Origin of the sequence: Bacillus sp. A01H (assembly GCF_045277205.1) — a bacterium.
Classification (GTDB): domain Bacteria; phylum Bacillota; class Bacilli; order Bacillales; family Bacillaceae_G; genus Bacillus_A; species Bacillus_A paranthracis.
Window position 1 is genome coordinate 405,724 of the sequence record NZ_CP117702.1, and the last position, 25,384, is coordinate 431,107.

16 protein-coding genes and 2 pseudogenes are annotated in these 25,384 nt (G+C 36.1%); 14 read left to right on the forward strand and 4 right to left on the reverse strand.

Going from position 1 to position 25,384, the window contains the following annotated elements; genetic code table 11:
- Positions 1-45: 45 nt before the first annotated feature.
- From PSR14_RS02295 to PSR14_RS02330, 8 genes and pseudogenes are all read left to right on the forward strand, one after another.
- A complete protein-coding gene (locus tag PSR14_RS02295) occupies positions 46-3,678 on the forward strand; it encodes a DUF2207 domain-containing protein (protein WP_406644131.1) in 3,633 nt (1,210 codons plus the stop codon).
- Positions 3,679-3,719: 41 nt separating this feature from the next.
- Positions 3,720-5,201, forward strand: a complete 1,482-nt coding sequence (locus PSR14_RS02300; protein WP_406644133.1) for a distal tail protein Dit — start codon at positions 3,720-3,722, stop codon at positions 5,199-5,201.
- Positions 5,198-6,985 (forward strand): annotated as a pseudogene (locus PSR14_RS02305) (phage tail spike protein); the annotation flags it as partial. The gene PSR14_RS02300 and the pseudogene PSR14_RS02305, both read left to right, overlap by 4 nt.
- Before the next feature lie 215 nt (positions 6,986-7,200).
- Entirely contained in the window at positions 7,201-9,873 is a 2,673-nt protein-coding gene (locus tag PSR14_RS02310; protein ID WP_406644134.1) for a tail fiber domain-containing protein, read from the forward strand.
- A 105-nt stretch (positions 9,874-9,978) separates the two neighbouring features.
- Positions 9,979-10,938, forward strand: a complete 960-nt coding sequence (locus tag PSR14_RS02315; protein WP_406644135.1) for a tyrosine-type recombinase/integrase — start codon at positions 9,979-9,981, stop codon at positions 10,936-10,938.
- A 14-nt stretch (positions 10,939-10,952) separates the two neighbouring features.
- Positions 10,953-11,234: a hypothetical protein gene (locus PSR14_RS02320; protein ID WP_406644136.1), complete on the forward strand. Its 282-nt coding sequence runs from the start codon at positions 10,953-10,955 to the stop codon at positions 11,232-11,234.
- A 2-nt stretch (positions 11,235-11,236) separates the two neighbouring features.
- Positions 11,237-11,443 (forward strand): hypothetical protein, encoded by a 207-nt coding sequence (locus PSR14_RS02325; RefSeq protein ID WP_000159645.1) that lies wholly within the window; start codon positions 11,237-11,239, stop codon positions 11,441-11,443.
- Positions 11,443-12,264, forward strand: coding sequence for a GH25 family lysozyme (locus PSR14_RS02330; RefSeq protein ID WP_406644137.1), 822 nt, complete (start codon positions 11,443-11,445; stop codon positions 12,262-12,264). The genes PSR14_RS02325 and PSR14_RS02330 overlap by 1 nt, the downstream gene beginning before the upstream one ends.
- Positions 12,265-12,815: 551 nt before the next feature.
- Here the strand turns inward: PSR14_RS02330 and PSR14_RS02335 are convergent.
- Positions 12,816-13,451 carry a hypothetical protein gene (locus PSR14_RS02335; RefSeq protein ID WP_406644138.1) on the reverse strand — a complete coding sequence of 212 codons (636 nt, stop codon included), beginning with the start codon at positions 13,449-13,451 and terminating at the stop codon, positions 12,816-12,818.
- 813 nt (positions 13,452-14,264) lie between these two features.
- Between PSR14_RS02335 and PSR14_RS02340 the strand changes: the two genes are divergently transcribed.
- The 4 genes and pseudogenes from PSR14_RS02340 to PSR14_RS02355 all read left to right on the forward strand — a co-directional run bounded on the left by PSR14_RS02340 (position 14,265) and on the right by PSR14_RS02355 (position 18,987).
- On the forward strand, positions 14,265-15,254 hold the full coding sequence (locus PSR14_RS02340; protein WP_000566689.1) for a tRNA-dihydrouridine synthase: 990 nt from the start codon (positions 14,265-14,267) through the stop codon (positions 15,252-15,254).
- 314 nt (positions 15,255-15,568) lie between these two features.
- Entirely contained in the window at positions 15,569-17,587 is a 2,019-nt protein-coding gene (locus PSR14_RS02345) for a GAF domain-containing sensor histidine kinase (protein WP_098487270.1), read from the forward strand.
- A 77-nt stretch (positions 17,588-17,664) separates the two neighbouring features.
- A complete protein-coding gene (locus PSR14_RS02350) occupies positions 17,665-18,183 on the forward strand; it encodes a DUF1456 family protein (protein WP_001251709.1) in 519 nt (172 codons plus the stop codon).
- A 95-nt stretch (positions 18,184-18,278) separates the two neighbouring features.
- Positions 18,279-18,987, forward strand: a pseudogene (locus PSR14_RS02355) (M48 family metallopeptidase).
- A 224-nt stretch (positions 18,988-19,211) separates the two neighbouring features.
- On the opposite strand, the gene PSR14_RS02360 reads toward PSR14_RS02355, so the two are convergent.
- Positions 19,212-19,907, reverse strand: coding sequence for a hypothetical protein (locus tag PSR14_RS02360; RefSeq protein ID WP_000217514.1), 696 nt, complete (start codon positions 19,905-19,907; stop codon positions 19,212-19,214).
- A 14-nt stretch (positions 19,908-19,921) separates the two neighbouring features.
- On the reverse strand, positions 19,922-21,031 hold the full coding sequence (locus PSR14_RS02365; protein WP_061536374.1) for a mandelate racemase/muconate lactonizing enzyme family protein: 1,110 nt from the start codon (positions 21,029-21,031) through the stop codon (positions 19,922-19,924).
- Positions 21,032-21,123: 92 nt separating this feature from the next.
- Here PSR14_RS02365 and PSR14_RS02370 point away from each other — a divergent pair, with 92 nt between their 5' ends.
- Positions 21,124-22,395, forward strand: a complete 1,272-nt coding sequence (locus tag PSR14_RS02370; protein ID WP_048557693.1) for a hypothetical protein — start codon at positions 21,124-21,126, stop codon at positions 22,393-22,395.
- Here the strand turns inward: PSR14_RS02370 and nhaC are convergent.
- Positions 22,384-23,805, reverse strand: a complete 1,422-nt coding sequence (gene nhaC, locus PSR14_RS02375) for a Na+/H+ antiporter NhaC (RefSeq protein WP_000711545.1) — start codon at positions 23,803-23,805, stop codon at positions 22,384-22,386. The genes PSR14_RS02370 and nhaC overlap by 12 nt on opposite strands.
- Positions 23,806-24,098: 293 nt before the next feature.
- On the opposite strand from nhaC, the gene PSR14_RS02380 reads away from it, so the two are divergent.
- Positions 24,099-25,214, forward strand: a complete 1,116-nt coding sequence (locus PSR14_RS02380; protein ID WP_000853529.1) for a M20 peptidase aminoacylase family protein — start codon at positions 24,099-24,101, stop codon at positions 25,212-25,214.
- Positions 25,215-25,384: the final 170 nt, after the last annotated feature.

Sequence of the window (25,384 nt, forward strand, 5' to 3'; positions counted from 1 at the left end):
GCAGGTCAAAAAGACTTCGATTCGTTCTAAGAAAGGGGTGAGAAAATGGCAGGGAGAATCAAAGGAATTACAATTGAAATTGGTGGCGAAACCACAGGTCTTCAAAATGCTTTAAAAGACGTAAATAAACGTAGTAATGATTTAACAAAAGAGTTGAAAGATGTTGAACGGTTGCTAAAGTTTGATCCTGGTAATGTGGAAGCATTAGCACAAAAACAACAGTTGCTCACACAACAAATAGAAAATACAACGCAGAAATTAGATAAATTAAAGGCAGCGGAACAACAAGTACAAGCCCAATTTCAAAACGGTAAAATTTCTGAAGAACAATATCGTGCTTTTAGGCGTGAGATTGAATTTACAGAAGGGTCTCTTAATGGTCTGAAAAATAAGCTTGGAAATATGAAGGCTGAACAAGATAATGTAGCGAGTTCCACAAGGCAATTAGAAACATTATTTAGCGCAACTGGGAAAAGTGTTGATGATTTTGCAGGAGCATTAGGAAATCGTCTTGTGAATGCAATTAAAAGCGGCGCAGCAACAAGTAGACAATTAGACCAAGCGATTGGTCTTATTGGTCGTGAGGCGTTAGGAGCGGAAGGTGATATTGAAAAATTACAGCGAGCGCTACGATCTGTAGATTCTGGTAATTCTATTCAACAAGTACGAAATGAATTAAGGGACTTACAGCAAGAGGCTAGCAGAACAGAGAAGAAATTCGAGGGCTTAAAAATAGGATTAGAAAATGTCATTGGTGGTATGGCAGCAGGTGGTGGAATTTCAACCGCAATTGAAAAAGCAATGGATATGTCAAAATTACAAACAAAGATTGATATTGCTTTTGATGTTCCGGAGTCATCGAAAAAATCAGTTGAGGAAGCTGTAAGGGGTATTTCTGCTTATGGATTAGACGCCGAGGAATCTCTTGCAGGCGTGCGTAGACAGTGGGCTTTAAATAAAGATGTCAGTGATGAAGCGAATGCAGCGATAGTAAAAGGTGCAGCGGCAATTGCTCAATCTTATGAAGGGATAGATTTTACTGAATTAATCCAAGAAACGAATGAAATTGGGAATGAATTAGGGATTTCGCAAGATGGTGCTCTCAGTATGGCTGATGCTTTACTTAGAATAGGATTTCCACCAGAACAATTAGATATTATTGCTGAATATGGTGGGCAACTGACGCGTGCAGGATATAACGCTGAAGAAGTACAAACGATTATGGAAGCTGGGGTTGAAACTGGAACATGGAATATCGATAATCTCTTAGATGGACTGAAAGAAGGTCGTATCAAAGCGGCTGAATTTGGCCAAGGCGTTGATAAAGCTATGACAGAAGCTCTTGAGGGTACAAAAATTTCAGCAGAACAAGTTGAAAAGTGGGGAAAAGCTGTAGCTAACGGTGGTAAAGAAGGTTCCGCAGCTATGACTGAAATTGCACAGGCTTTATCAGAGGTCGATGACGAAACAAAACGTAATGAACTAGGTGTTAAATTTTTTGGTACGATGTATGAAGATCAAGGGCAAAATATCATTAACACTTTACTAGGTGCAAAAGATAAAACAATTGATTTTGGGAAGCAACAAGATAAATTGAATGATTCCATTAAGAAAATGGATGCAAATCCAGCAGTTAAGTTTCAAAAAGCGATGCAAGATTTACAAATGGCTCTCAAACCTGTTCTCGGAGTTATAGCTGATGTTATTGCTAAAATTGCGGATTGGATTTCTAATAATCCAAAGTTAGCAGCTACATTAGCAGCTATAGCAGTAGCTATAGGTGTAATTTCAGGAGCGTTTATGGCGTTAGCGCCAATAGTTGTCGTCATATCGAGTATAGGGGCTGCAATGATGGGATGGGTAGCATTAATCGCAATTGTTGTAGCCGCAGTTGTCGCTTTAGCTGTAGCAATTTATCAAAATTGGGATTCTATAACGAAATGGACCGTGGATACATGGAATGCAATTGGAGAGTTCTTAGTAGGAATATGGGATAGCATAGTACAATGGGCAAGTGAAACATGGAATAGTATTAGTGAAACTACGTCGGAAGTTTGGAACTCAATTAAGGAGTTTTTAATAGGCTTATGGAATGGAATAGTTGAGTTTGTTGTAACTTGGGGAACCGCCATTTTAGAAGCATACATTGGTATTTGGACTTCTATTTTTAATTTCTGTATGGAAATTTGGAATGGAATTGTGGAATACCTTACTTCTGTTTTACAAGGAATAGCAACTTTATTCACCGAAGTATGGACTTCTATTTCAACCTTCTTCCAAGAGACATGGAATGGTTTAGTTGCCTTTTTAACTCCTATTTTACAAGGGATTGCTGATTTCTTCTCTATGATTTGGAATGGTATTTCTACAGTGATTCAAACTGTATGGAATTTCATTACTCAATACTTACAAGCGATTTGGACGGCTATTTTATACTTTGCTACACCAGTATTTGAAGGTATAAAGAATTTTATTTCTGAATGCTGGAATACCGTTAGTTCTACTACAAGTTTTGTATGGGAAACGATTAAGAATTTCTTAGTTTCTTGTTGGAATGGGCTTGTAGCATTTGTTATGCCGATTTTCGAACAAATCAAGTCTTGGATCATTATCGTGTGGGATACAATCAGTTCCGCAACAATGACTGTATGGAATGCTATTAAGAGCTTCTTACAATCGTGTTGGAATGGAATAGTTGCATTTGTGGTACCAATTTTTAATTCGATAAAAGGATGGATTATAAATACATGGAACACGATTAGTTCTACTACAAGTGCGGTATGGAACGCTGTAACAAACTACTTATCTAGTTTATGGAATTCAATCGTTTCTATAGCAAGGTCTATTTTTAATAACATTAAAGAGGCTATTTCAACAGTTTGGAATAGGATTAGTAGTGCAAGCGTCAGTGTATGGAATGGTATTAAATCTACTCTTGCAAGTATTTGGGATGGGATTAGATATACAGCAGCATCAATATGGAGTGGATTGACAGATGCAATTATGACACCTGTAAACTGGGTAACAAGGGCTGTTATTGGCGCGTTCCAAGGTATGCAATCAGCTATACTGGCTGTGTGGAGTGGAATTAAAAGTGGTATAAAAGCGGCTATTAACGGACTTATTTATATGATAAATAAATTCATTTATGCATTTAATACACCAGCACAATTATTGAATAGAATCCCTGGTGTGAGCGCTCCTACGATTCCATATGTACCGATGCTTGCTAAGGGCGGAAAGCCTGTAGGTGATGGTTCATTTATTACTGGAGAAGCTGGACCAGAATTATTTACTAAGAAAGGTAATTCCATTACGGTTACACCTTTATCATCAAAAGAAAAATCACTTGGTATTACTGGAACTATGAATCAATTAATGGGTGATATGAGTCGTATGATGGCTAGTTCTATGAATCAATTATCAGGCTTGAAAACTGTTATGAGTGGTGTATATGGAAATATGTCTAATAGCAGACAAGCTATGACAAGCAGCATATCGAATCAAGTAGTTAATTATTCGTCTGAATCGTCTGGCGGTGGAGTAATTCCAATGCTTGGTGGTGATTTAGTTGTGGAAGTTCCTGTTATTTTAGAGGGAAGAGATGTGGCGCGCGGTACTTATCGATATACGAAAGAATATCAAGAAAGAGAAGAACAAAGAAACTCAGCCTTTTAGGTTTGGGTTTCTTTTGTTTTATAAAGAAATGAGGTGTCAACATGAGTTCTTTTACATTTAATAACGAACGAAAAGACTTTATTCAAATCGCAAAAGGATGGAAAAGACCAACTTGGGCGCCATTAAAAAGGAATTTTTTAAGTGTTCCTGGTTATCCAGGCGCGAGACTATTAAACACACAAACGGAAATGCGTGTTCTATCTATTCCTGTAGGAATTATCGTTCCTGATGGAGCTGATTTAGAAATCATAAAAGAAGAAATTGCGGATTGGTTAATTACAGATCAACCAACAGAGCTTACTTTCGATGTAGAACAAAATAGAACATATTTAGCTGTTGTAGATGATAGCTTTGATCCAGATGAATTTGTAACACTTGGAATTGGTACAATTAAATTTATTTGTCCGATGCCTTATAAATTAGGAAAAGTACAAACTCACACTTTCAAACAAAGTTGGTCTACTGAGATTACTTCTTATTTCACGAATAAAGGAAGCGTAGAAGCTCCAGCATTAATTGAAATGACTGTAAAAAAACCAAGCACCTTTTTAGATGTATGGTTTGGTAAATATCCTTCAGAACGAAACTATTTCCGTATTGGTTATCCCCTTACTGTGGAGGAAACAACGGTACAAGAGCGTGAGCGTGTGTTATGGGATGAAATGGCTTCACCTATAGGGTGGACTCCTGTTACGGGGCAAGTTGAAGAAATGAAAGGTACAGGTAGTTTTAAATCAAGGGATGGTTACGCATTATATTGTGAAGATTACGGACAAGAGAAAGGATTCCACGGAGCAATAGCTAAGAAAAACATTCCAGGCGGCCCTATTCAAGATTTCGAAATGGAAGCATGGATGCGTTTGAAATCTAAAAGTATTGGGGAAATGGGGCGTGTCGAGGTATTGCTTTTGGATGATGCAAGTAATATTGTCGCACGAATCAACATGAGCGATTTATATTGGGATGCTGAAATCACAAAAGCTTACATGCGAATTGGAAATGCCGGAACACCCAATAGTATACGAAAACTAGTAGACACAAGTGGAGCGCACCCTAATACATTTAATCAATTTTACGGTAGGTTACGTATTGCGAGACGAGGTAAAGAGTGGACTGTTTATGTAGCTCGTTTCAGAGATGGGACAGAAATCGATGATGCTTCAATTGTTGAGCGTTGGATCGATGAAACGGGAAATCCGATGACTAACCGAAAAATTGCACAAGTTATGATTGCAGTATGTAAGTGGGATAACAACCAACCAGTTGATGTAATACAAATAGATGATTTAAAGATTTGGAAAATAAATAAAGTTCCTTCTAATACAAAGCCTTATATTTTCGATGCAGGAGACAAAGTGATAATTGATACAGAAAGAAGTCTTGTTACGATTAATGGGAAAGACGCTATCAATATTAAAGATATATTCAGCGAGTTTCCTAAAATCATACGTGGAGATAATCGTATTGATATTATGCCACCAGATGTTGCAGCTACAATCAGTTACAGGGAGAGATATAGATGAAAACGCCAAGTGGTGAATTGCATGTTGTTGATTTTAAAACAGAACAAATTGTAGCATCTATTCAGCCTATAGATTATTGGGATGATAAAAGACATTGGGAAATCAAGAATAACATCGATACATTAGAGTTTCATGTATTTGATAATACAAGGCATTCATCCACACTTATGCAGCAAAACCTAGTGTTAAAAGAAGTGCGCGATGGTCGTATCGTTCCTTATGTAATTACTGAAATTGAAAAGAAATCCGATGATAGATCAGTGATTGCTTATGCATCAGGAGAATGGATTCAACTTGCTAAATCTGGAATTATCCCTCCACAAAAATTAGAAGGTAAGACAGTAATTGAAATGGTTGATATCGCTCTTGCAGGTACGAAGTGGAAAAAAGGAAATTTAGAATATGCTAGTTTCCGTTCTATGACTATTGATGAATTTATTGATCCATTAAGCTTTCTAAAAAAGATAGCATCATTATTTGAACTAGAAATACAATACCGTGCTGAAGTTGTAGGCTCTCAAATCGTTGGACGTTATGTAGATATGGTGAAAAGGCGTGGTCAAGAAACAGGGAAAGAAATAACCCTTGGTAAAGACTTGCTAGGAATTAAACGGATTGAAAACTCCCAAAACATTTGTACAGCCTTACTAGGTTTCGTAAAAAAAGAAGGCGGAGAATTTATTACTATTACAGAAATAAATAACGGTGTTCCTTATCTTGTGGACAATGATGCTTTTCAAAGATGGAACGAGAAAGGGAATCATAAATTTGGTTTCTATAGTCCGGAGACAGAAAATGATGATATGGATGCCAAACGTTTGATGACTCTTATGAATACAGAGTTAAAAAAACGTGTAAATGCATCTGTTTTATACGAAGTTGAAGCACAATCAATTGGTCGTGTGTTCGGACTAGCCCATGAGTTAATTAATGAGGGCGATACAATTCGAATTAAAGATACGGGATTTACGCCTAAATTGTATCTAGAAGCAAGGGCGATTGCTGGTGATGAATCATATAAAAATCCATTGCAAGATAAATATGTATTTGGAGATTATCATGAGATTATTGATCCGAATGAGGAATTAAGAAAAATTTACAATCGTATTCTTAGTTCACTAGGTAATAAACAAGACATGATAGATCAGCTAGATAAATTAGTGAAAGAAGCTAATGAAACGGCTAGTAATGCAAAGAAGGAGTCAGAAGCAGCAAAAATACTGGCTGAAAAAGTGCAGGAGAATATTAAAAATAATACCGTTGAAATCATTGAATCTAAGTATCCACCAACAACAGGGCTTAAAGATAGAAAAACATTATGGTTAGATATTTCTAATGGTAAGCCGGGCATTTTAAAGCTCTGGAAAGATGGTATTTGGGAACCGGTAGTTCCTGATGTGGAATCGGTCAAGAAAGAAACACTTGAACAGGTTAATAAAGATATTGAGTCGACAAAAACAGAGTTAAATCAAAAAGTACAAGAAGCGCAAAATCAAGCAACAGGACAAGTCAATGAAGTGAAGGAAACTTTACAAGGTGTCAGTCGTACAATTTCTGATGTGCAAAACGAACAAGGTAATATTAATAAAAAAGTGACTCAAATAGAACAAACCTCAGCTGGATTTAAAACTTCTATTGAGACTTTAACGAAAAAAGATACTGAAATTAGTAATAAATTAAATACAGTTGAACAAGATGCTAATGGAACGAAACAAACAATCGAACGTATTGAAACGAATATGAATGATTTACAAGTTGGTACAACTAACCTATATTACAATACAGAGTTTGATGGTAAAAAAATCCTTTTGGTTGGGCTACACTAAACGCAGATCTTACTTTCTCAGAAGAAAACGATCATGGTGTATTGGTAGTAACGCCTAAAGTTGATACCGCTTGTGGTTTTTATCAAAGAATTGGCGGAAAAGGCATTAATACAATAGTTCCGTTACCTTTAGGTTTTTACACAGTTAGTTTGTGGGTAAAGGGTGTACCAGGGATGAAGGTTAATATTACAGCCGAAGCCGCTACTAATCTACCTAAATCAATAACTATGGAACTTACAGATGAGTGGATTAGGCACAGATATACATTTGAGGTTACAACTAAAAACAACAATGGAACTGTAACTTTTTATTGCCAAGATGGTAATAAAGGTAAAGTGTTCTATGCTATGAAACCACAAATTGAAAGAGGAAAAATACTTAGTGATTATAAAAAGTCTGATGATAATTACGCAGATACAAATACGTTCACTAAAGTTACATCTGAAATAAAGACAGAAGCAGGGAAGATTAGCGAGAAATTAACAGAAGTTACAGGGAAAGTTACTAACTTAAAACCTGGCGGTCGTAACTTCCTACTTAATACAGATTTTAAAAGATATATCACTAACGATAAAAGAGGATGGGACAACGCATTAAACGGAACGTTACAACTTTCGAATTGGCAGGGTGAATTTAACGGTGGTGTTCAACAACCTGAAAAGGGGTATCACGCTCACTTAGATGTGAAAAAATTCGGATACCCTGTACTAGCTATGATAAGTAAGAATAGCTTTATTGGTCTTCCTGGTCGTTGGTTAGGACTGAATCAACCTATTATAGATGATTTCGAAAAAGGAGACATCGCAGGAAAAGAAATAACTATTAGTATGGATATTTGGACAGAAAGTGGATCAAATAATATTACTGGTGGTCTATACCATTTCATTGAAGGTAATTCAAATCAAACGTTTCATAGTGGTCAATTCTCAATAGGTGTAGATAAGATGAAGAAGTGGGTTAGATACTCACAAACTTTAAAACTACATGATAAGTATGATGTTTCTAAAGGGGCTCATTTTTATATATATGGACACACCGGAAACGAAGGTGAAAGATATATTAAGAATGTTCAAATTGAAATAGGTAACATTGCTACTGAATGGCAGCCGGCACCTGAAGAGAATGTCTCTACAGATGAATTCAGTAAGAAAACAACTGAGATTGAAAAAAGTGTAGATGGTGTAAAAACCAATGTAACAAATGTCCAAAATAGCCAAGCTGGATTTGAGAAACGCATGAGTACCGTGGAGCAAACAGCAAGTGGATTATCTTCCACAGTTAGTAATTTAAATAATGTAGTATCAGATCAAGGGAAGAAGCTTACTGAAGCTAATACGAAACTTGAACAGCAGGCAACCGCAATCAATGCAAAAGTCGAGCTAAAACAAGTAGAGGACTATGTTGCTGGGTTTAAGATACCTGAGTTGAAGCAGACTGTTGATCAAAATAAAGAAGTTTTATTAGATGAATTAGCTAATAAACTTGCAACTGAGCAATTTAATCAGAAAATGACTATGATTGATAACCGTTTCACTATTAATGAACAGGGTATCAATGCCGCAGCAAAAAGGACAGAAGTATATACGAGGATACAAGCAGATGGACAATTTGCTAAGGATTCCTATGTAAGAGATTTAGAAGGACGTATTCACATTACTGAGACCAATATCCTTAGTACTGTGAAAAAAGGCGATATTATTTCAGCTATTAATCAAACAGCAGAAACTATTAAAATTCAAGCGGGTAAAATAGAGTTAGATGGAACAACTATAGCAAAGTATCTAGAAGCGCAGGAACTTAAAGGGACTACAATACGAACAGACAATAGTTCGAATTACGTTCATATTCAAAAGCAATTTATCCGTTTAATGGAGTCGGCTTTATGTAGGGTTTACCTCGGGTACTATAATGATCGCGCAGGTCAAATTCAACCAACAGTTGTATTGGGAGGAGATTCTAGTTTTCAAGACGGTTCGGTTGTCCTAAGTAAACAGTCAACACAAGGATTTTTAGGAATAATAAACGGAAAAGATTCTAACGGAGACCCTTATTTTGTAAGCTCAGTTGCTTTCAAAAGATCAGGTGATTTGAATCTTAGTGCCGGAATGAATGGGAATGTAACTATTAACTCCGGTAAAGGTATAGGACATTATGCGAAAGGTGGTTCGTTCTGGGCAGAAGCAACAGACGGAGTCACATTAAAAGGCGGGGCTAAATCTGTATGGATGGACTGTCAGTCTTCTATTGTTTTCAACTTAAAGGGTAAAAATATGCTTGATATAGTTGCAACATCCAACTCCGAAACGGATCTTCGCTTTCAAACAGTAACTTTGCGTAACGGTAACGTTGATGGATACAAAACACTACAAGTTAAAGATGGAACAGGGAACGCTTTTAATGCTGTTACAGCATCTTCATTTCAAACAGCATCGAAACGCGAGTACAAAACAAATATTCGTGATGTACAGTTTGATGCAATAGAAAAAATTATGGCGCTCCAAATTCGACAATACAACTTGAAAACAGATATAGAAGACCTGTACGAGAAACGAATGAATCGTATTGAGAGTGATCCAATCCTAACAACCAACGATATAGAAACTCACTATGGGTGGATTGCAGATGATAAAAATACTCCTGGGTGTTTTGTTACAAAAGAAAAAAATGCAGCTGAAATATATTCTTCTTTAGCAATTCAAATAAAAGCATTCCAAGAAGAGAAACTTGCTAAAGATGCTGAAATTGAAGAGCTAAAAGAAGAGAATAAACAAATGAACCGTAGAATTGAAGTGTTAGAACAATTGTTAGTTCAAAATTTAATTGATAAGAAACCAGAGCAGCCATAAGCTGGTCTTTTTATTTTGCACAAAATACGGCTTTGAGTAAAAATTCAATTCATAGATCAAGAGGAGCGATTTCGCTTCTCTTTTTATTTTGAGGAGATGATCATTGTGAAACGAATAGTAGACCAAGCAATTTATGAAAAGCATGTTAGCCAAGAAAACAAAAACCTAGTCAAAGATTTTCTAATCGAAAAGAAAGCACAAGGGAAAGCGGCAAGCACTTTAAAACAATACAATTGGGATTTACGAATTATTTTGTTTCTAATATATGAACACTTCGAAAATAAAAATCTAACTGAATTAACACGTAAAGATATTCGAAACTTATCTATTATTTTTCAAGAGCTGGGAATGTCTAATGCACGTGTGAATGGATTAATGAGTGCATTGCGTTCAGCACTTGAATTTTGTGCGGACGATGATGACTATGAGTATGAATTTAATGTAGGTTCACGGGTCCGTGGATTACCTAAAAATCCAGTCAGAGAAATTACTTTTATTAGTGAAGAACAAATTGAGTGGTTAATCGATGAATTACTTAAACAAGAAAAATATATGTTAGCGACTTATTTGGCACTTTCTTACTACAGTGCGGCAAGGAAGAATGAAGTTTACCAAGTTCAAAAAGAAGAACTAACAGAACGTTATTTTACGAATGTAGTACGTGGTAAGCGAGGTAAGAAATTCAGATTGTATTATAATCCCCGAGTACAGAAATGTATTCGTTTATATATAAATCAACGAGGTAAAGATACTATTCCAGATTTGTTTGTAAGAGTTTATAAGAATGGTGAACGAAGAACGTTAAATAAGAGCGTATTTAATTATTGGTGCAAGATATTTGCTAAGATGCTGTACGAAAAAGAAGGGAAGGAATTTAAAATTAATCCTCACTGTTTCCGTCATAGCAGATTAGATAATTTGAAAGTACAAGGAGTACCACTAGAAAAGTTAAAATCGCTTGCTAACCATTCTGATATTTCAACGACCGAATCTTATCTGAAGGATAGAAGTGAAGAAGATATTGCAGAGATATTTGGAATGGATCCAAGTTTCTTTGCAGCATAAAAAGGAGTGAAGAAATGACTATTGAAATTGGTTTACTTATTGCAGTGTTATCACTTGCCGTTAGCTATTTTGGCTATTCATTGAATAGAACAAAGGCTGTAAAGTCTGATGGACAAGAAAGTGCAGAAATGAGAGCAGAATTAGGTTATATCAGGAAAGGGGTTGATGATATTCGGATTGATCAAAAGGCAAGTGAAAAACAAATGATTTTATTTGGAGAAAGAATTACAAGGGTAGAGGAAAGTTCTAAACAAGCACACAAACGCATTGATACTTTAGAAAAGGAGATAAATTAATTATGACAAAAGAGAATATCAAAAAACGATTCCGCAACTGGAAAACATGGGTTGCGGTTTTTTCTTTGCTTGGATTTTTATTTACGAAATTTGGTGTACCAGAAGCTAAGAGCTTTTTGGATGAATTAGCACCTTATTTGCTGTCAGTTGGTATTGCATTAGGTATTTGGTCTGATCATGATGTAAATAGCGAAGGAGACGATAAATAATGGGTTACATTGTAGATATTTCAAAATGGAATGGTAATATTAATTGGCCTGTAGCAAAGCAATACGTAGATTTTATTATTGCTCGTGTACAAGATGGTTCGAATTATGTAGATCCTTTATACAAAGGTTATGTACAAGCTATGAAACAACATGGTATCCCTTTTGGTAATTATGCGTTTTGTCGTTTTGTTTCAGAAAATGATGCGCGTATAGAAGCTCGTGACTTCTGGAATCGTGGAGACAAGAATGCAACAGTCTGGGTTGCAGATGTAGAAGTAAAAACGATGGGAGATATGAGAGCAGGCGCACAAGCATTTATTGATGAATTACGCCGTTTAGGAGCTAAGAAAGTTGGTTTATATGTCGGTCATCACATGTACGCTCCTTTTGGCATGGCAAATGTAAAAGCGGACTTTGTATGGATTCCTCGTTATGGTGGTAATAAACCAGCTTATCCATGCGATATCTGGCAATACACTGAAACAGGAAATGTACCTGGTATAGGTAAGTGTGATTTAAACCAATTGATTGGCAGCAAGCCATTATCTTGGTTTACAGAAGAGAATCAATCAGAACAAACTATTTCTAATGGGGGCTATCAATATGTTAAATCTGGAGGGTTTGGCGTTTCATTAGTTCCAGAAGTCTTAAACGCTATGGCCGAACGTGGAACTAAAGGACAAGTTATTTCTGATCCATCAACTGGTATAGCGTACTTACAAACTGAAGTTTTACCAAATGATGAGCTCGATAAGATTACAGCTTGGATGGACGAAAGACCTGAAGGAAAATGGTTTTACGAGTATTTTAAAGTTAAATAAAAGAATAGTTTGATTAAAAAATAAAATCCGTCCTTTTTGATATGCAACATAATTTAAAATAAGACACTAACAGGCAAACTAATTTCGGCCTATATAAATTAAGATTGATTTTTTAACAGGTGATTAAAGTAGCTAATCAATAAAAGGTGATGGGGATGAATAAGGCAGTTTTCTCTCTTAACTAATTTTCTCAATATTGGTAAGTATCAGTCGTGTTATAATAAATACTGACATTATTTATAAAAATGATATATTGACTAATAATACTAAGAGAGTTCTTTGATGGGGAGTGTATTTATGGGGAAAAAAGAGAAGAAATACATAAACATAGTAATCTTTTTTTCACTCGTTTTTTTTCTGGGGTATAATTCTATAATTTGGATTTATATAATGGGTATATTAATATTTTTAGCACCTTTTATTTTTAAAAGAGCTACTAAGAAAATAGTATTTTATAATACATTATCACTTATTGCTTTTATATCATTTGTGTATCTAACTAATTCTTGGTTTACATAAAAAGGTTGCTCCAAATGGGAACAACCTTTTTATTATGTTCTGTGAATTTCTTCATAGAATTTTATAATACTACTTCTTTCTCTAGATGGACTAGAATAAACCCAAACACGATACTTGACATATACATTAACAGCATCGTAATCATAAAACTTATGAACAGTAAACCAAACTTTTTCATTTGCATTCTTGTGTATATTATTAATAAGTTGACCAGTAATGTAACCAGCAACACCTTTGGCAAAAGTATTAACTATTATACCTGCAATACTTCCACCTAGTCCAGCCATTAAAGCGCTTGACATATGTTTGTCAAATGTGCTCCAGGCTACATTGTCTCCATCGTAACTGCCTAACCATCTCCAATTATAGGTTCCTTCACTTATAATTACTTTTTCACCACCATCTTGAATCATCAATGTTCCATTTTGATCCATAGACATGTCAGGATCCTTAAATGGAGATTTTGATTCACCTTCAATAATTTGTGGTTGAATAGGCTCCTTGTATGGGACCTTTGATTCATTTGAAATGAATTGTGGTTGTATTGCTTCTGAATGATTTGCTACAGTTTTTTTTGTGTTTTCCGATGCTTGTACATCGGAAAAAGGAACCAAAACTGTGGAGAATAGTGCGCCTGTAACAGTTAGCATTGCAATTTGCTTTCTCAATATAACCCATCCTTTTTCTGAATATTTTAAACTCTATTCTATTATCTTGCTTTTCAAAAGAAATACAACATGTTCTAGCAAGAAAAAAACTTTCTCAATATTAAACGACAGTACAGCACAAATAGTTTTATATGATTGATTTAAAATAGAAATACAGAATAAGTTTAAAAAAAGTGAAACTAATCGGGTACTCACGGGCAGCGCGACCCCCACCTAACTTTTTTTGCCCAAGCTAAATTTTGAGGTGGGAGTTTTACTTCCTGTTAATGCGGGATAAAATCATCGTTATCCAGTTGAGAGATAGTATCTTAGAGCCTGTTTATAGTCTCGTAAACATGTTAGGATGTTGCAAAAACAGGAGATGAGTGTATGTCTTATCCAAGTGATATCAACCGTGAAAAATTCGAAATCATTTGTGAGGAACTAGAAACATTTAGCAAACGAACGAGTCCGCGAAAATATAATAAATGTTTTTTACAAAAGTCTATTTTTATGACCAAAAAAAGAGTAAAGTATAAACTCGGCTCTTTTTTGACCACTGCCCACAAAAATGACCACACACTTAAAATAAACTAAATTAATTCAAGATAAAAAGAAGACATTTTAATTTATTTTTTTAGCGAAAGAATGCACTATAGTAATATAGGGTACACCAAAAGATATGATATACTTTATACGACTCACGTAGAGTGTGTAGCTTGGCTTAAGTTGGTATAATAGGAAAGCAGTTGATATAGGAAAATCTATACCATCTGCTTTTTGGTTTATTGAGAGTTTGAAATTGTATTCATAGTGAGAGGATTTGAATTTGAAATGATAGATAATTTTTGGCGTGATTTACCACGACCATTTTTCGTACTTGCACCAATGGAAGATGTGACAGACGTTGTTTTCCGTCACGTAGTAAGTGAAGCTGGTCGTCCAGATGTATTCTTCACAGAGTTCACAAACTCAGATAGCTATTGTCATCCAGAAGGTATGAAAAGCGTACGTGGTCGTTTAATTTTTACAGAAGATGAACAGCCAATGGTGGCACATATTTGGGGAGATAATCCTGAATATTTCCGTCAAATGAGTATTGGTATGGCAGAGTTAGGATTTAAAGGCATCGATATTAATATGGGTTGCCCTGTGCCAAACGTAGCATCAAGAGGAAAAGGTAGTGGCCTTATCTTGCGTCCAGACGTTGCGGCAGAACTTATTCAAGCTGCAAAAGCGGGCGGATTACCTGTCAGCGTAAAAACAAGACTTGGCTTTAAAGAGTTAAGCGAGTGGGAAGATTGGTTAACGCACATTTTTAAACAAGATATTGCAAACCTTTCTATTCACTTACGTACAAGAGAAGAGATGAGCCAAGTAGATGCACACTGGGAGCTAATTCCGGAGATTAAAAAATTACGTGATCGTATTGCACCAAATACGCTCCTAACGATAAACGGAGACATTCCTGACCGTAAAACTGGGCTGGAACTTGCTGAAAAATACGGCATTGATGGCGTAATGATTGGACGAGGAATCTTTAAAAATCCATTTGCTTTCGAAAAAGAACCAAGAGAGCATAGCAGTAAAGAACATCTAGATCTTTTAAGACTACAACTTGATCTTCAAGATCAATATGCAGAAGTATTACCAAGATCCATAACAGGATTACATCGCTTCTTCAAAATTTATGTAAAAGGCTTCCCTGGGGCTGCTGAACTACGAAATCAATTGATGAGCACGAAGTCAACGGATGAAGTACGCGCATTGCTTAATAAGTTTGAGGCGAGTGTTAGTGAGACACAGGGTAGTGAAACGGTGTAACTTTTGAAAGTTAGAGGGATGGAGTGTAGTAATTTTATTAGTGTAAGGTGAACCGTATCAGAAGTAAGTGAGGTATTCTATATAAAACAAGGGTAAGAAAAGAATACAGGAGAAAATGGTAGGTTGATCTTGATTTTCACTGATATTAGCATGTTTATTTTATCCCGCTATTTGCAGGCAGTAAAACTCCCACCTCAAAATTCTGCTAGTGCAAAGGGGTTAGGTTGGATTCAGGCTGATAATAAGTGGGGGATGAATCACCCCTCACTTATTAAAGTTGCACTTTATTACGCCTATAATTGGAGGCTATGCAAATGTTAAGTGATCAAACGAGATATTCTAGGCTCGCGAATATAACCAAAATAATAAATACAAAATTAGAACTACGTGAAGTATTGCAGCGTGTAACAATGGCGATATCAGAGGAGATTGTTAGGTGTGACGCTGTTGGAATTTATTTACCTGAAGAAGATGGAACATTTAGAGGGTTTGCAGGAAAACCAGAGACCATAAATGGCGTAATGCTCGATACTCAAGTAATTGACCCTGAAGTAGACTTACTGGCAAAAGAAGTTATTGAAACTAAAAAAACCATCTATATTCCTGATACCTCAAAGGATCATCGACCGGATCCGAGACCAGTCGATGCGTTCAAAATTAAGTCTTTATTAGCTCTGCCTATCTCATTTGGGCAAGAGTTATTTGGTCTTGTTTTTTTATTTGATTATGGAGTTCCAATGAACTTAACAGATTCAGAAATTCAAAGTGTTGAAGCTTATGTAAACATGGCGGCGGTCGCCATTCAAAACGCAAAAAATTTAACCCAAAAAGAAAATCTTATTGCCGAGAAGCAGCTGTTACTAAATGTTACCCGTGATTTATCAATGTGTTCCTCAATACAGGAGAGTTTTGATAAATGCTTTTTTTACTTAGGACAGATTTTAGAGAGTAAAAACATGGCTACCCACCTTTTAGATCCGCTAGACAAAACAACGATTAAGACAACGAAGTTAAGCTCGGGCTGTGATTGGATAGAAGCAGATTGGATGGAGAAAAGCTATGAAGCCAAGATTCAAGAGATTATTCGAACAAAACATATAGATAGTAAGGGTTTACTGATGATGCCATTGGTTTCAATGGGAGAAGTATTAGGGGTAATCGTCGTTGGCAAAGAGGAAAAAACTCATAATTACGATGATTCCCGAATTCAACTGGCAAAATCTATCGTTGATGCCACAGCTCCTACGTTTTCAAACTTGTTATATATGGATCAACTTGAAAGCATGGTGGAAGAACGAACGAGAGAACTGGCTGCTGCTAATGAAAAAGTCACAAGTGTGATTGAAAGTATTACGGATGGATTCTTGACTTTGAATAATAAATGGGAATTTACTTATGTAAATAAACATCAACATTTCCCACAAAGAAAAACAGCAAAAGACGTATTAGGTAAGAATATATGGGAGGTCTTCCCAAGTAGCGTAGATACAGTTATATATAAGGAGCTTCATCGTGTAATGTCAGAGCGAACTACAGTTCATTTTGAATTTTTTTCTACCTCTGATGAATATTGGCATGAAGTTATTGCATATCCGTATGATGATGGTATTTGTTGTATTTGTAAAAACATAACAGAAAAAAAACAATATGAGCAGGAATTGAAAAGGTTATCCAACATAGAGTTAATAGGGCAAATGGCAGCAGGTATCAGCCACGAGATTAGAAATCCAATGACAACAATACGAGGATTTTTGCAGTTATTAAAAGAAGAGAATAACTATGAGAAACATAATAACTACTTTAATTTAATGGTTGAAGAACTTGACCGTGCCAATTCTATTATTACTGAATTTCTCTCAATAGGTAATACAAAGAAATCAGATTTGCAGATGTTAGATTTAAACTCAATTATCCACGATATTATTCCTTTAATAAAGATAGATACGCATAATCAAAATAAATATATTCAAGTCGATACAAATGACGTTCCAGCATTACTTTTAAATCGTAATGAGATACGGCAATTATTAATGAACCTATACCGTAATGGCTTAGAAGCGATGAGTACAGGGAAAACTCTAACCATTAGCACCTATAAGGAAGGGCAAAATTGTGTGGTGCTTGCAGTGCGGGATGAAGGGAAAGGTATCAGCCCTGAAGTATTAGAGAAACTGGGGACTCCATTTTACACAACCAAAGATAATGGAACTGGATTGGGATTAGGCGTATGTTATGCCATTGCTACCCGTCATAATGCAAAAATAGAAATTCAAACAGGATCGGAAGGCACTACCTTTTTTGTTAAATTTAATTATGAAAATAATAAAAACTAATCTTATTTAGATTAGTTACGGTAAACTGTATTACAAATAAAAAGTTAAAAATAATCAACATTTCAGGAGGAAACCCAATGGCAATGAGCAACAACGATATATTAAAAAGAGTAAGATATGCTTTAGATATAAAAGATATAGATATGGTAGAAATTTTTAAACTTGGCGGAATGGAAGTAACGAAAGAAGACGTAGTTGATATGCTTACAAAAATAAAGAGAGCGCCTCAGCATGAACCTGAAAACCCTGATGTGGAAGAAGATGAGTACGTAAAAACATGCGATATGATGATGTTAGAGGCATTTTTAAATGGATTTATTACTTTAAAAAGAGGTAAGCAAGATCCGAAACCAGGGCAACCGGCACCTGTACAAAGCAAAGAAAGTGCGAATAACCTTCTTCTAAAGAAAATGAAAATAGCACTATCTTTAACGAGTGAGGATGTACTTGATATATTAGATAGCGTAGGCGTTACGGTGACTAAGGGAGAACTAGGCGCTCTATTAAGAAAAAAAGGCCATAAAAATTACAAAGAGTGCGGCGATAGATACGCAAGGAATTTCATTAAAGGATTAGCTGTAAAGTATAGAGGATAATGATTCCGTTAAAGCGGTAAATGATATAATAGGTAGAGTAGGACGTTTGTATCCTACTCCTTTTTATTTGTAAAAATAATATGCTAGGTGAGGAAATGGTACATACATATTTAGGCGAAACAATTAATTTTCATATAACTTATAAAAAGAAAAAATCGGTGCGTTTTTTGGTGGATTCTTACGGGAATGTTGAGGTGCAAGCTCCAAAAGGGACACCTGTTGAATATTTAGTCCAGTTGCTAGAAGAGAAGTGGGATTGGATTCAGACAACACGTAAGGAAATGGCGGAGCGAGCGCGTGGACCACAGGAAAAGGATTATGATCAAGGAGAAGGCTTTTTGTATTTAGGAAGTACGTATCCGATACAGATTTCCCAAGATGCAAGCATTGAGCAAGACAATGCAATTTTTGAAGGGGATAAGCTACATATTTATGTGAAAGAGCTAAAGGATGAGAAAATACAACAAGCTTTAAAGCGATTTTACTATAAACAGTGTAAGTCATTAGTAGAGAAGAGTATTAAAGCACATCAAAGTAACTTTAAAACAAAACCGCGTTCTATTCGTATTACAGATAGTAGTCGTACGTGGGGGCACTTGCGATTCAAATTTACAGCTAACATTCAATTGGAAGCTAGCGATGGCACCACAGCGAGTAATTGATTATGTAGTTGTTCATGAAATGTGTCATATGGTTCATTTAAATCATGATCGCTCTTTTTGGCGTCTTGTCGGGAAAATCATGCCTGATTATAAGGAAATGGAGAACTGGTTAGCGTTATCTAGTTGGAAGATGACGGTTTAGTGGTGCACTTATTGTCAATCTTTGTCGGTAAGTCGATATATTTTGGAAATCGCTGATATATTTGGAGTTGCGCCGATATATTTTGGAAATCGCTGATATATTTGGAGTTGCGCCGATATATTTTGGAAATCGCTGATATATTTGAAGTTGCAATCGATATGTTCAAGGAAGAGAAAGCAAAAGGAGATGTCACAGCAGACATCTCCTTTTTTCTAGCGTAGCAATTATCGCCCAAACTTCACAACAAAATCTCCATCCACCTTCTCCATCTCATACCCGCGATACCCCTCTGAAAGCAACGCCTGCTGTCCACCAGCATTGGTCATTGGAATGCTCTTAATATCGGTCCAATCCCTTTCATTGTTCCCACTCAATTCCTTCACAAAAACATACCGCATACTACCACCATATTTCTCCTTCAGCGCAGCAATCTTCATCCCTTGTGAGAACTTATCCTTCAAACTTGGAATGTTAAAAGGGGCAACGGTGCAGCAAACGTAGTCGTATTTGCTATCTTCTTTTTGTAATTCATCCATGATGACTGTCGCTAATATTTTTTGCATACCATTTCCACGCCAGTTCGGATGCACGTTTGAGATTTCTTGATAGATGACGCGGTACAGTTCCCTTTCTGGTAAGCCGATATCGAGTCCTAAATGTTCATCGTCGATAGGAGGGACGAGCAGGGCGCGAAATGCGATGAGTTCGTTTTCGATAAAAGCACCGATCATCATACCGTTTCCTTCTAGAATGTATTGAAATTCTTCTAATGAGAGTGGTTGTAAGCGACTTTTATCTTCTAGTGCTTCAACTACAACGTTCTGTAGTAATAAAATTTGTTCGATGTGCTCTAGTGATAGTAATGTAACGTGAAATAGCTCGTTATTTTGTTTTAATCTGCCCTCGTATAGAACTGTCATGCGTTAGCCCTCCTTTAGCGTACACTGTCTTGAAAGACGGTGAGTTCTCGTAGTGTATCTTCATTTATTTCGATACCTAGTCCTGGCTGTTCGTTTAAGCGAATAAATGGTACGTCGTAATGTAAGTTTCCGATGTCCTTCGTGAATTTTAATGGACCTGTAAGTTCAACGCTCGTAATAATTTTTTTCGAGAAAGCGACATGGAATCCCGCGGAAGAGGCAACGGATGATTCGACCATGGATCCAACTTGGCATTCAATACCTGCCATTTCAGCTTGATGAGCAAGTTTTACAGCTGGATATATGCCGCCGCATTTCATTAGTTTTATGTTTACTTTATCAGCAGCGTCTAATTTAATAATTTGGCGCATTTCACGAGAGCTCTTTAATCCTTCATCAATCATAAGCGGAAGGTCTGTTTTCGAACGAATGTGAGCCATTGCGTCAATATCGTCTGCAATGACAGGCTGTTCAATCCAGTCGATGTTTAAATGACTTAATGAACGAAGTGCTGTTAATGTGTTGGCGCTATTTTTCCAACCTTGGTTTACATCAACACGAATCGCAATATCATTTCCTACACGTTCACGTACCGCCTCAATTCTTTTTACATCTTCTTTTACATTTGTACCGACTTTCATTTTGAAAGATTGGTAACCTTTTTGAATCATGGAAGCAGCTTCTTTTGCCATGGCTTCAGGTTCGGCGATACTTAAGACGTGAGTGACAGGAAATTCCTCATGATATCGTCCGCCAATTAATTGATATACAGGTTGATTTAATTTTTTACCCATTATATCAAAACAAGCAATATCAATCGCAGCTTTTACAGTAGGAACACCGTAAATTGTATTGTCCATCATATCGTGTATTTTCTCGATATTCATTGGATTTTTCCCGATAAGAGCAGGAGCTAGTGTATGCTTTAAAGTATGGAAAGTACTTTCCCAAGATTCGCCTGTAACGTGATCATCAGCGACGCCTTCACCGTAACCGATAATGCCTTCGTCTGTTTCCATTTTGACAATAATAGAAGGCATATCAGAATAAGAACCGTAACTAATAACAAACGGATCGCGAAGCGGTAAACGAATTGCATAAAGATGAATAGCTGTAATTTTCATTAGGTAGAGACCCCTTCCTGTTTACAATGGTTTTGTACATTTGATATAGTTGACGTTAAATAGTCGTTAATTAATGATAAGGAGTTAGAGAAATGATGATAAAAATTGCAGTTGTCGGTTCAAAAGAGTTTATGGAGACACTTTTACCTATTGCTCATAAACTAGAAGAAATAGAAATTGATCCATATGTTTACCTTCATCCGGCAGAATCTTCTGAACTATTAAAGCGTTTAAAGCCTTGTGATTTCATCTTTTTCTCAGGTGCTTTACCTTATTATATGGCAAAAGAAATAAGAGAACAATTACGAATTCCAAGTACGTACTTACAGCAAGACGAGACGACTGTCGCATCTTCTATTCTTTCTGTCATGTATCACCAAGGGGTTCAACCACATAACATTTCAATTGATTTAGTAGACCGTTCATTCATTATAAATGTGTTCCATGATATTGGCATAAAAGAAAGTCCACAAGTGTTTGATTATGAAAATATGCTGTGGAGTAAAGATGAAATAAATAGAGTTATTGATTTTCATGTAGCTAAATATCAATCTGGAGAAGCTCATTTAGCTTTAACTAGTATTCACGCTGTCTATGATGAACTTCAAAAAATAGGTATTCCTTCAGAACGTATGATAGATCCGAAGCAATCTATTATACATGGGCTAAAAGATGCAAAAATAAAAGCTGAGTTAGCAAGAAGCCATTCAGCTACTGTTGGTGCTTGTATTATTTCTTCTTTAGAATTACGAGATGGTTTGCTTGAGCAATTAGATGTTATTTCAAAAGAACTACGTGGTTCATTTAAAACAATTGATGAAATGACGTTCATTTTATATACGACTCGTGGTGATATTGAATCCATTATAAAAACAAATACGATGAATAATTTATTTGCGAGTATAGAAGGAACGATAGCTATTGGATTTGGTTACGGAAAAACTGTGAAAGAAGCGGAGCAAAATGCTAAAATCGCCCAAGGTTTCGCGAAGAATAATCCAATAGACCACTGTTTTTATATACTAACAAGTGATAAAGAACTATTTGGTCCGTTCCCGAAAGAACAGAGAGTACAAAGTTTGAAGAATGAAAATCCGGAACTAATGAAAATAGCGAAGGAAACGAAACTTAGCCCAGCAAATTTATCAAAAATTATTCAATTTAGTCAATCACATCCGTCATTAAAGTTTACAGCAGCAGATCTTTCTGAATACTTACAAGTGACTCGGCGATCAACAGAAAGGTTATTAAAGAAACTAGTTGATTATGGGTATGTTCATATTTGCGGCGAGGAAATGCCTTATCAACAAGGGCGTCCTCGCGCAATATATGAACTGAATTTACCGTTATCTTTAAGCTTCTAATTGAGTGTTTTGTTTTTTTAGTAGTTCTGCTTTTTCAATGTCAGATAGTTTCGTAATTGTGAGACCAGTTATACCGTAAATGATCGAGATAATAGGTACGATGAAATTCAATATAGCATAAGGAGCATATTCGAAGGCACCTACGCCAAGTGTTGCGAGTATAAATACGCCGCATGTATTCCAAGGTACGAAAACAGAAGTTAATGTTCCGCCATCTTCTAATGCTCTGGATAAATTTTTAGAATGTAGTCCTTTTTCTGTGTATGCATTCGCGTACATTCTTGAAGGAACAACAATCGAAATATATTGTTCAGAGCAAGTAAGATTTGTTGCAAAGCAAGATGCGATAGTTGAAGCGATAAGTCCTTTTGCTGATGTCGCTAATTTTAAAATTTGATTTACAATGGAGCGAAGAATACCTGTATGTTCTAATACTCCTCCGAAAGTCATAGCGACAATTGTCATAGAGACGGTATTCATCATAGAGCTTAAACCACCACGATTAAATAGCTCGTCTACTAGCTTGTTGCCAGTGTCTATGACAAATCCACTTTGGAGTGCAGCGACAGCTGATGAGACAGAACCACCTTGAATAAAGACTTGTGATAAAAATCCTAAAATAATACCTACGAGAATAGCTGGTATAGCAGGAACTTTTTTAGCGACCAATACCATAACAACTACAGGTATGATTAATAGGAAAGGTGAGATAACAAAGTTTTGTTGCAATACTTGTAATGTTTGCTCGATGCTTTTTGCATCGATATTGTTAGCACCGAAGCTTCTTCCTAAGAACGCGTAAACGATAAGAGTAATAATTAAACCTGGAATTGTAGTAAATAACATATGACGAATATGTGTGAATAAATCTGTATTTGTTAATCCTGCGGCTAAGTTTGTTGTGTCTGAAAGCGGTGACATTTTATCGCCGAAATAAGAACCGGAAATGATAGCACCGGCAACCATCGGAGCTGGGATTCCCATACTTAGGCCAATACCCATTCCTGCAACACCAATTGTTCCCATTGTAGACCAAGAGCTACCAATAGCTAATGCAACAATAGAACAAATAATTGTAATTGAAACTAAAAATAGTGATGGTGTTAATAGATTTAAACCGTAATAAATCATTGTTGCGACGATTCCACCACCAATCCAAGCACCGATCGTTAAACCTACTAGAATAATGATAACGATAGCGGGTAATGCGAGGCGAATTCCTTTATACATTGCTTCTTCAATGTCGTTCCATTTGTAACCGTAACGCCAAGCGACGATGGAAGCAACGGTTGTACCGATAATAAGTGGGACGTGAGGGCTTTGTTTTAATACAACAATTGTGACCATCATAACTGCAACTGTAATGATAATAGGGATCATGGCTACACCAAAAGGTATTTCTTTTTTCATAAATGTCCTCCTTGTTATGTATGTTTGTTTGTATTTTTAGAATTGTCGTAAAATAGACGTTTATTAGGTTATGATAACTAAAAATATATGTAAGCGTCAACATAAAAGACAGAAAATAAGTAATATTCTAGTTGTTTGTTTAGTTTGTAATATAGATGCAGAGTAAGCTTTTTTAGTGTTTAAAAATAAACAATTGACTTTTTTCTTAAAATTCAATATGTTCATAAAAACATCTGTTTTTCATAAGTATAATTAACCTGAATGGTTTGGAATTTGGGAAGGAGAATGTAGCTTTGAAAACATTAGAACTACAAGAGCGTTTAACTGAAATTTTTCAGCATTTACATGAAAACCCTGAAGTGAGTTGGAAAGAGTATGAAACGACAGCGTATATTACTAACTTTTTAAAAGAAGAAGGAATTTCATATAAAATATTTGATGATTGCCCAGGGGTGATTGCTGAAATTGGAAGCGGAAATCCTGTTATTGCAATTCGCGCTGATATGGATGCACTTTGGCAAGAAGTGAATGGAGAATTTAAAGCGAATCATTCGTGTGGTCACGATGCTCATATGACGATTGTAATGGGACTTATTTTACAATTAAAGAATATGAGATGGAAAAGTGGTACAGTTAGATTTATTTTTCAGCCAGCAGAAGAGAAAGGGAATGGCGCTTTAAAAATGGTAGAGAAAGGTGCTGTGGATGATGCGGATTTCCTATTCGGTGTTCATTTGCGCCCGATTGAAGAACTATCTTTGAAACAAGCTGCCCCATCAATTCGTCACGGAGCAGCAGGATTTTTAGAGGGTACGATTCATGGAGAAGATGCACATGGAGCACGCCCACATCAAGGGATAAATGCGATTGATGTTATTTCCATGATTAATATCGGTTTGAAAAACATATGGCTACCACCGCAAAGTTCCTATTCAGTAAAGATGACGAGGTGCCAAGCTGGTGGTGATAATTTAAATATTATTCCGGGTAACGGGCATTTTAGTTTAGATGTCAGAGCGGAGAGTAATACATTATTAGAAGAATTGAAGAAAAAAATAGAGCATGTCATAGAATCAGCTGCATCGATGGGATCGAAAACTTCATATGAGTGGATTGATCTCGCGCCAGGAGCTGAAGTTTCAGAAGAAGCTGAGCGATTTATGCGTAAAGGCATTCTTGAAGTGTATGGGGAAGATAAATGTACGGGACCACTTTATACGACAGGAAGCGATGATTTCCATTACTACACAGTGAAGAGACCACATTTAAAAGCTGTCATGCTTGGATTAGGAGCAGACCTACAACCTGGATTACACCATCCGTATATGAAGTTCGATCATAGTTGCATTATGGATGGGGTAGAAATATTAAAACAAACTGTATTGAAAGTGTTAGAAGACAGGGGCTAGGGAGCTCCTGTTTTTTGTAGAAATTTGTCGTTAAGTCGATATCCTTTGTCGAAACGTCGATATATTGAAAAAATCGTTGATATATTTGAAATTACGATAGATATATTGAGAAAATCGTCGATATAATTTCACGTACCTATTAATTTGATGAAAAATGAGCATCCAGTACA

What these genes read in the sequence shown, in the direction of transcription:
- PSR14_RS02295 (WP_406644131.1), top strand. Translation starts at nt 46, where the DNA reads ATGGCAGGGAGAATCAAAGGAATTACAATTGAAATTGGTGGCGAAACC.
- PSR14_RS02300 (WP_406644133.1), top strand. Translation starts at nt 3,720, where the DNA reads ATGAGTTCTTTTACATTTAATAACGAACGAAAAGACTTTATTCAAATC.
- PSR14_RS02310 (WP_406644134.1), top strand. Translation starts at nt 7,201, where the DNA reads ATGAAGGTTAATATTACAGCCGAAGCCGCTACTAATCTACCTAAATCA.
- PSR14_RS02320 (WP_406644136.1), top strand. Translation starts at nt 10,953, where the DNA reads ATGACTATTGAAATTGGTTTACTTATTGCAGTGTTATCACTTGCCGTT.
- PSR14_RS02325 (WP_000159645.1), top strand. Translation starts at nt 11,237, where the DNA reads ATGACAAAAGAGAATATCAAAAAACGATTCCGCAACTGGAAAACATGG.
- PSR14_RS02330 (WP_406644137.1), top strand. Translation starts at nt 11,443, where the DNA reads ATGGGTTACATTGTAGATATTTCAAAATGGAATGGTAATATTAATTGG.
- PSR14_RS02340 (WP_000566689.1), top strand. Translation starts at nt 14,265, where the DNA reads ATGATAGATAATTTTTGGCGTGATTTACCACGACCATTTTTCGTACTT.
- PSR14_RS02345 (WP_098487270.1), top strand. Translation starts at nt 15,569, where the DNA reads ATGTTAAGTGATCAAACGAGATATTCTAGGCTCGCGAATATAACCAAA.
- PSR14_RS02350 (WP_001251709.1), top strand. Translation starts at nt 17,665, where the DNA reads ATGGCAATGAGCAACAACGATATATTAAAAAGAGTAAGATATGCTTTA.
- PSR14_RS02360 (WP_000217514.1), bottom strand. Translation starts at nt 19,907, where the DNA reads ATGACAGTTCTATACGAGGGCAGATTAAAACAAAATAACGAGCTATTT.
- PSR14_RS02365 (WP_061536374.1), bottom strand. Translation starts at nt 21,031, where the DNA reads ATGAAAATTACAGCTATTCATCTTTATGCAATTCGTTTACCGCTTCGC.
- PSR14_RS02370 (WP_048557693.1), top strand. Translation starts at nt 21,124, where the DNA reads ATGATGATAAAAATTGCAGTTGTCGGTTCAAAAGAGTTTATGGAGACA.
- nhaC (WP_000711545.1), bottom strand. Translation starts at nt 23,805, where the DNA reads ATGAAAAAAGAAATACCTTTTGGTGTAGCCATGATCCCTATTATCATT.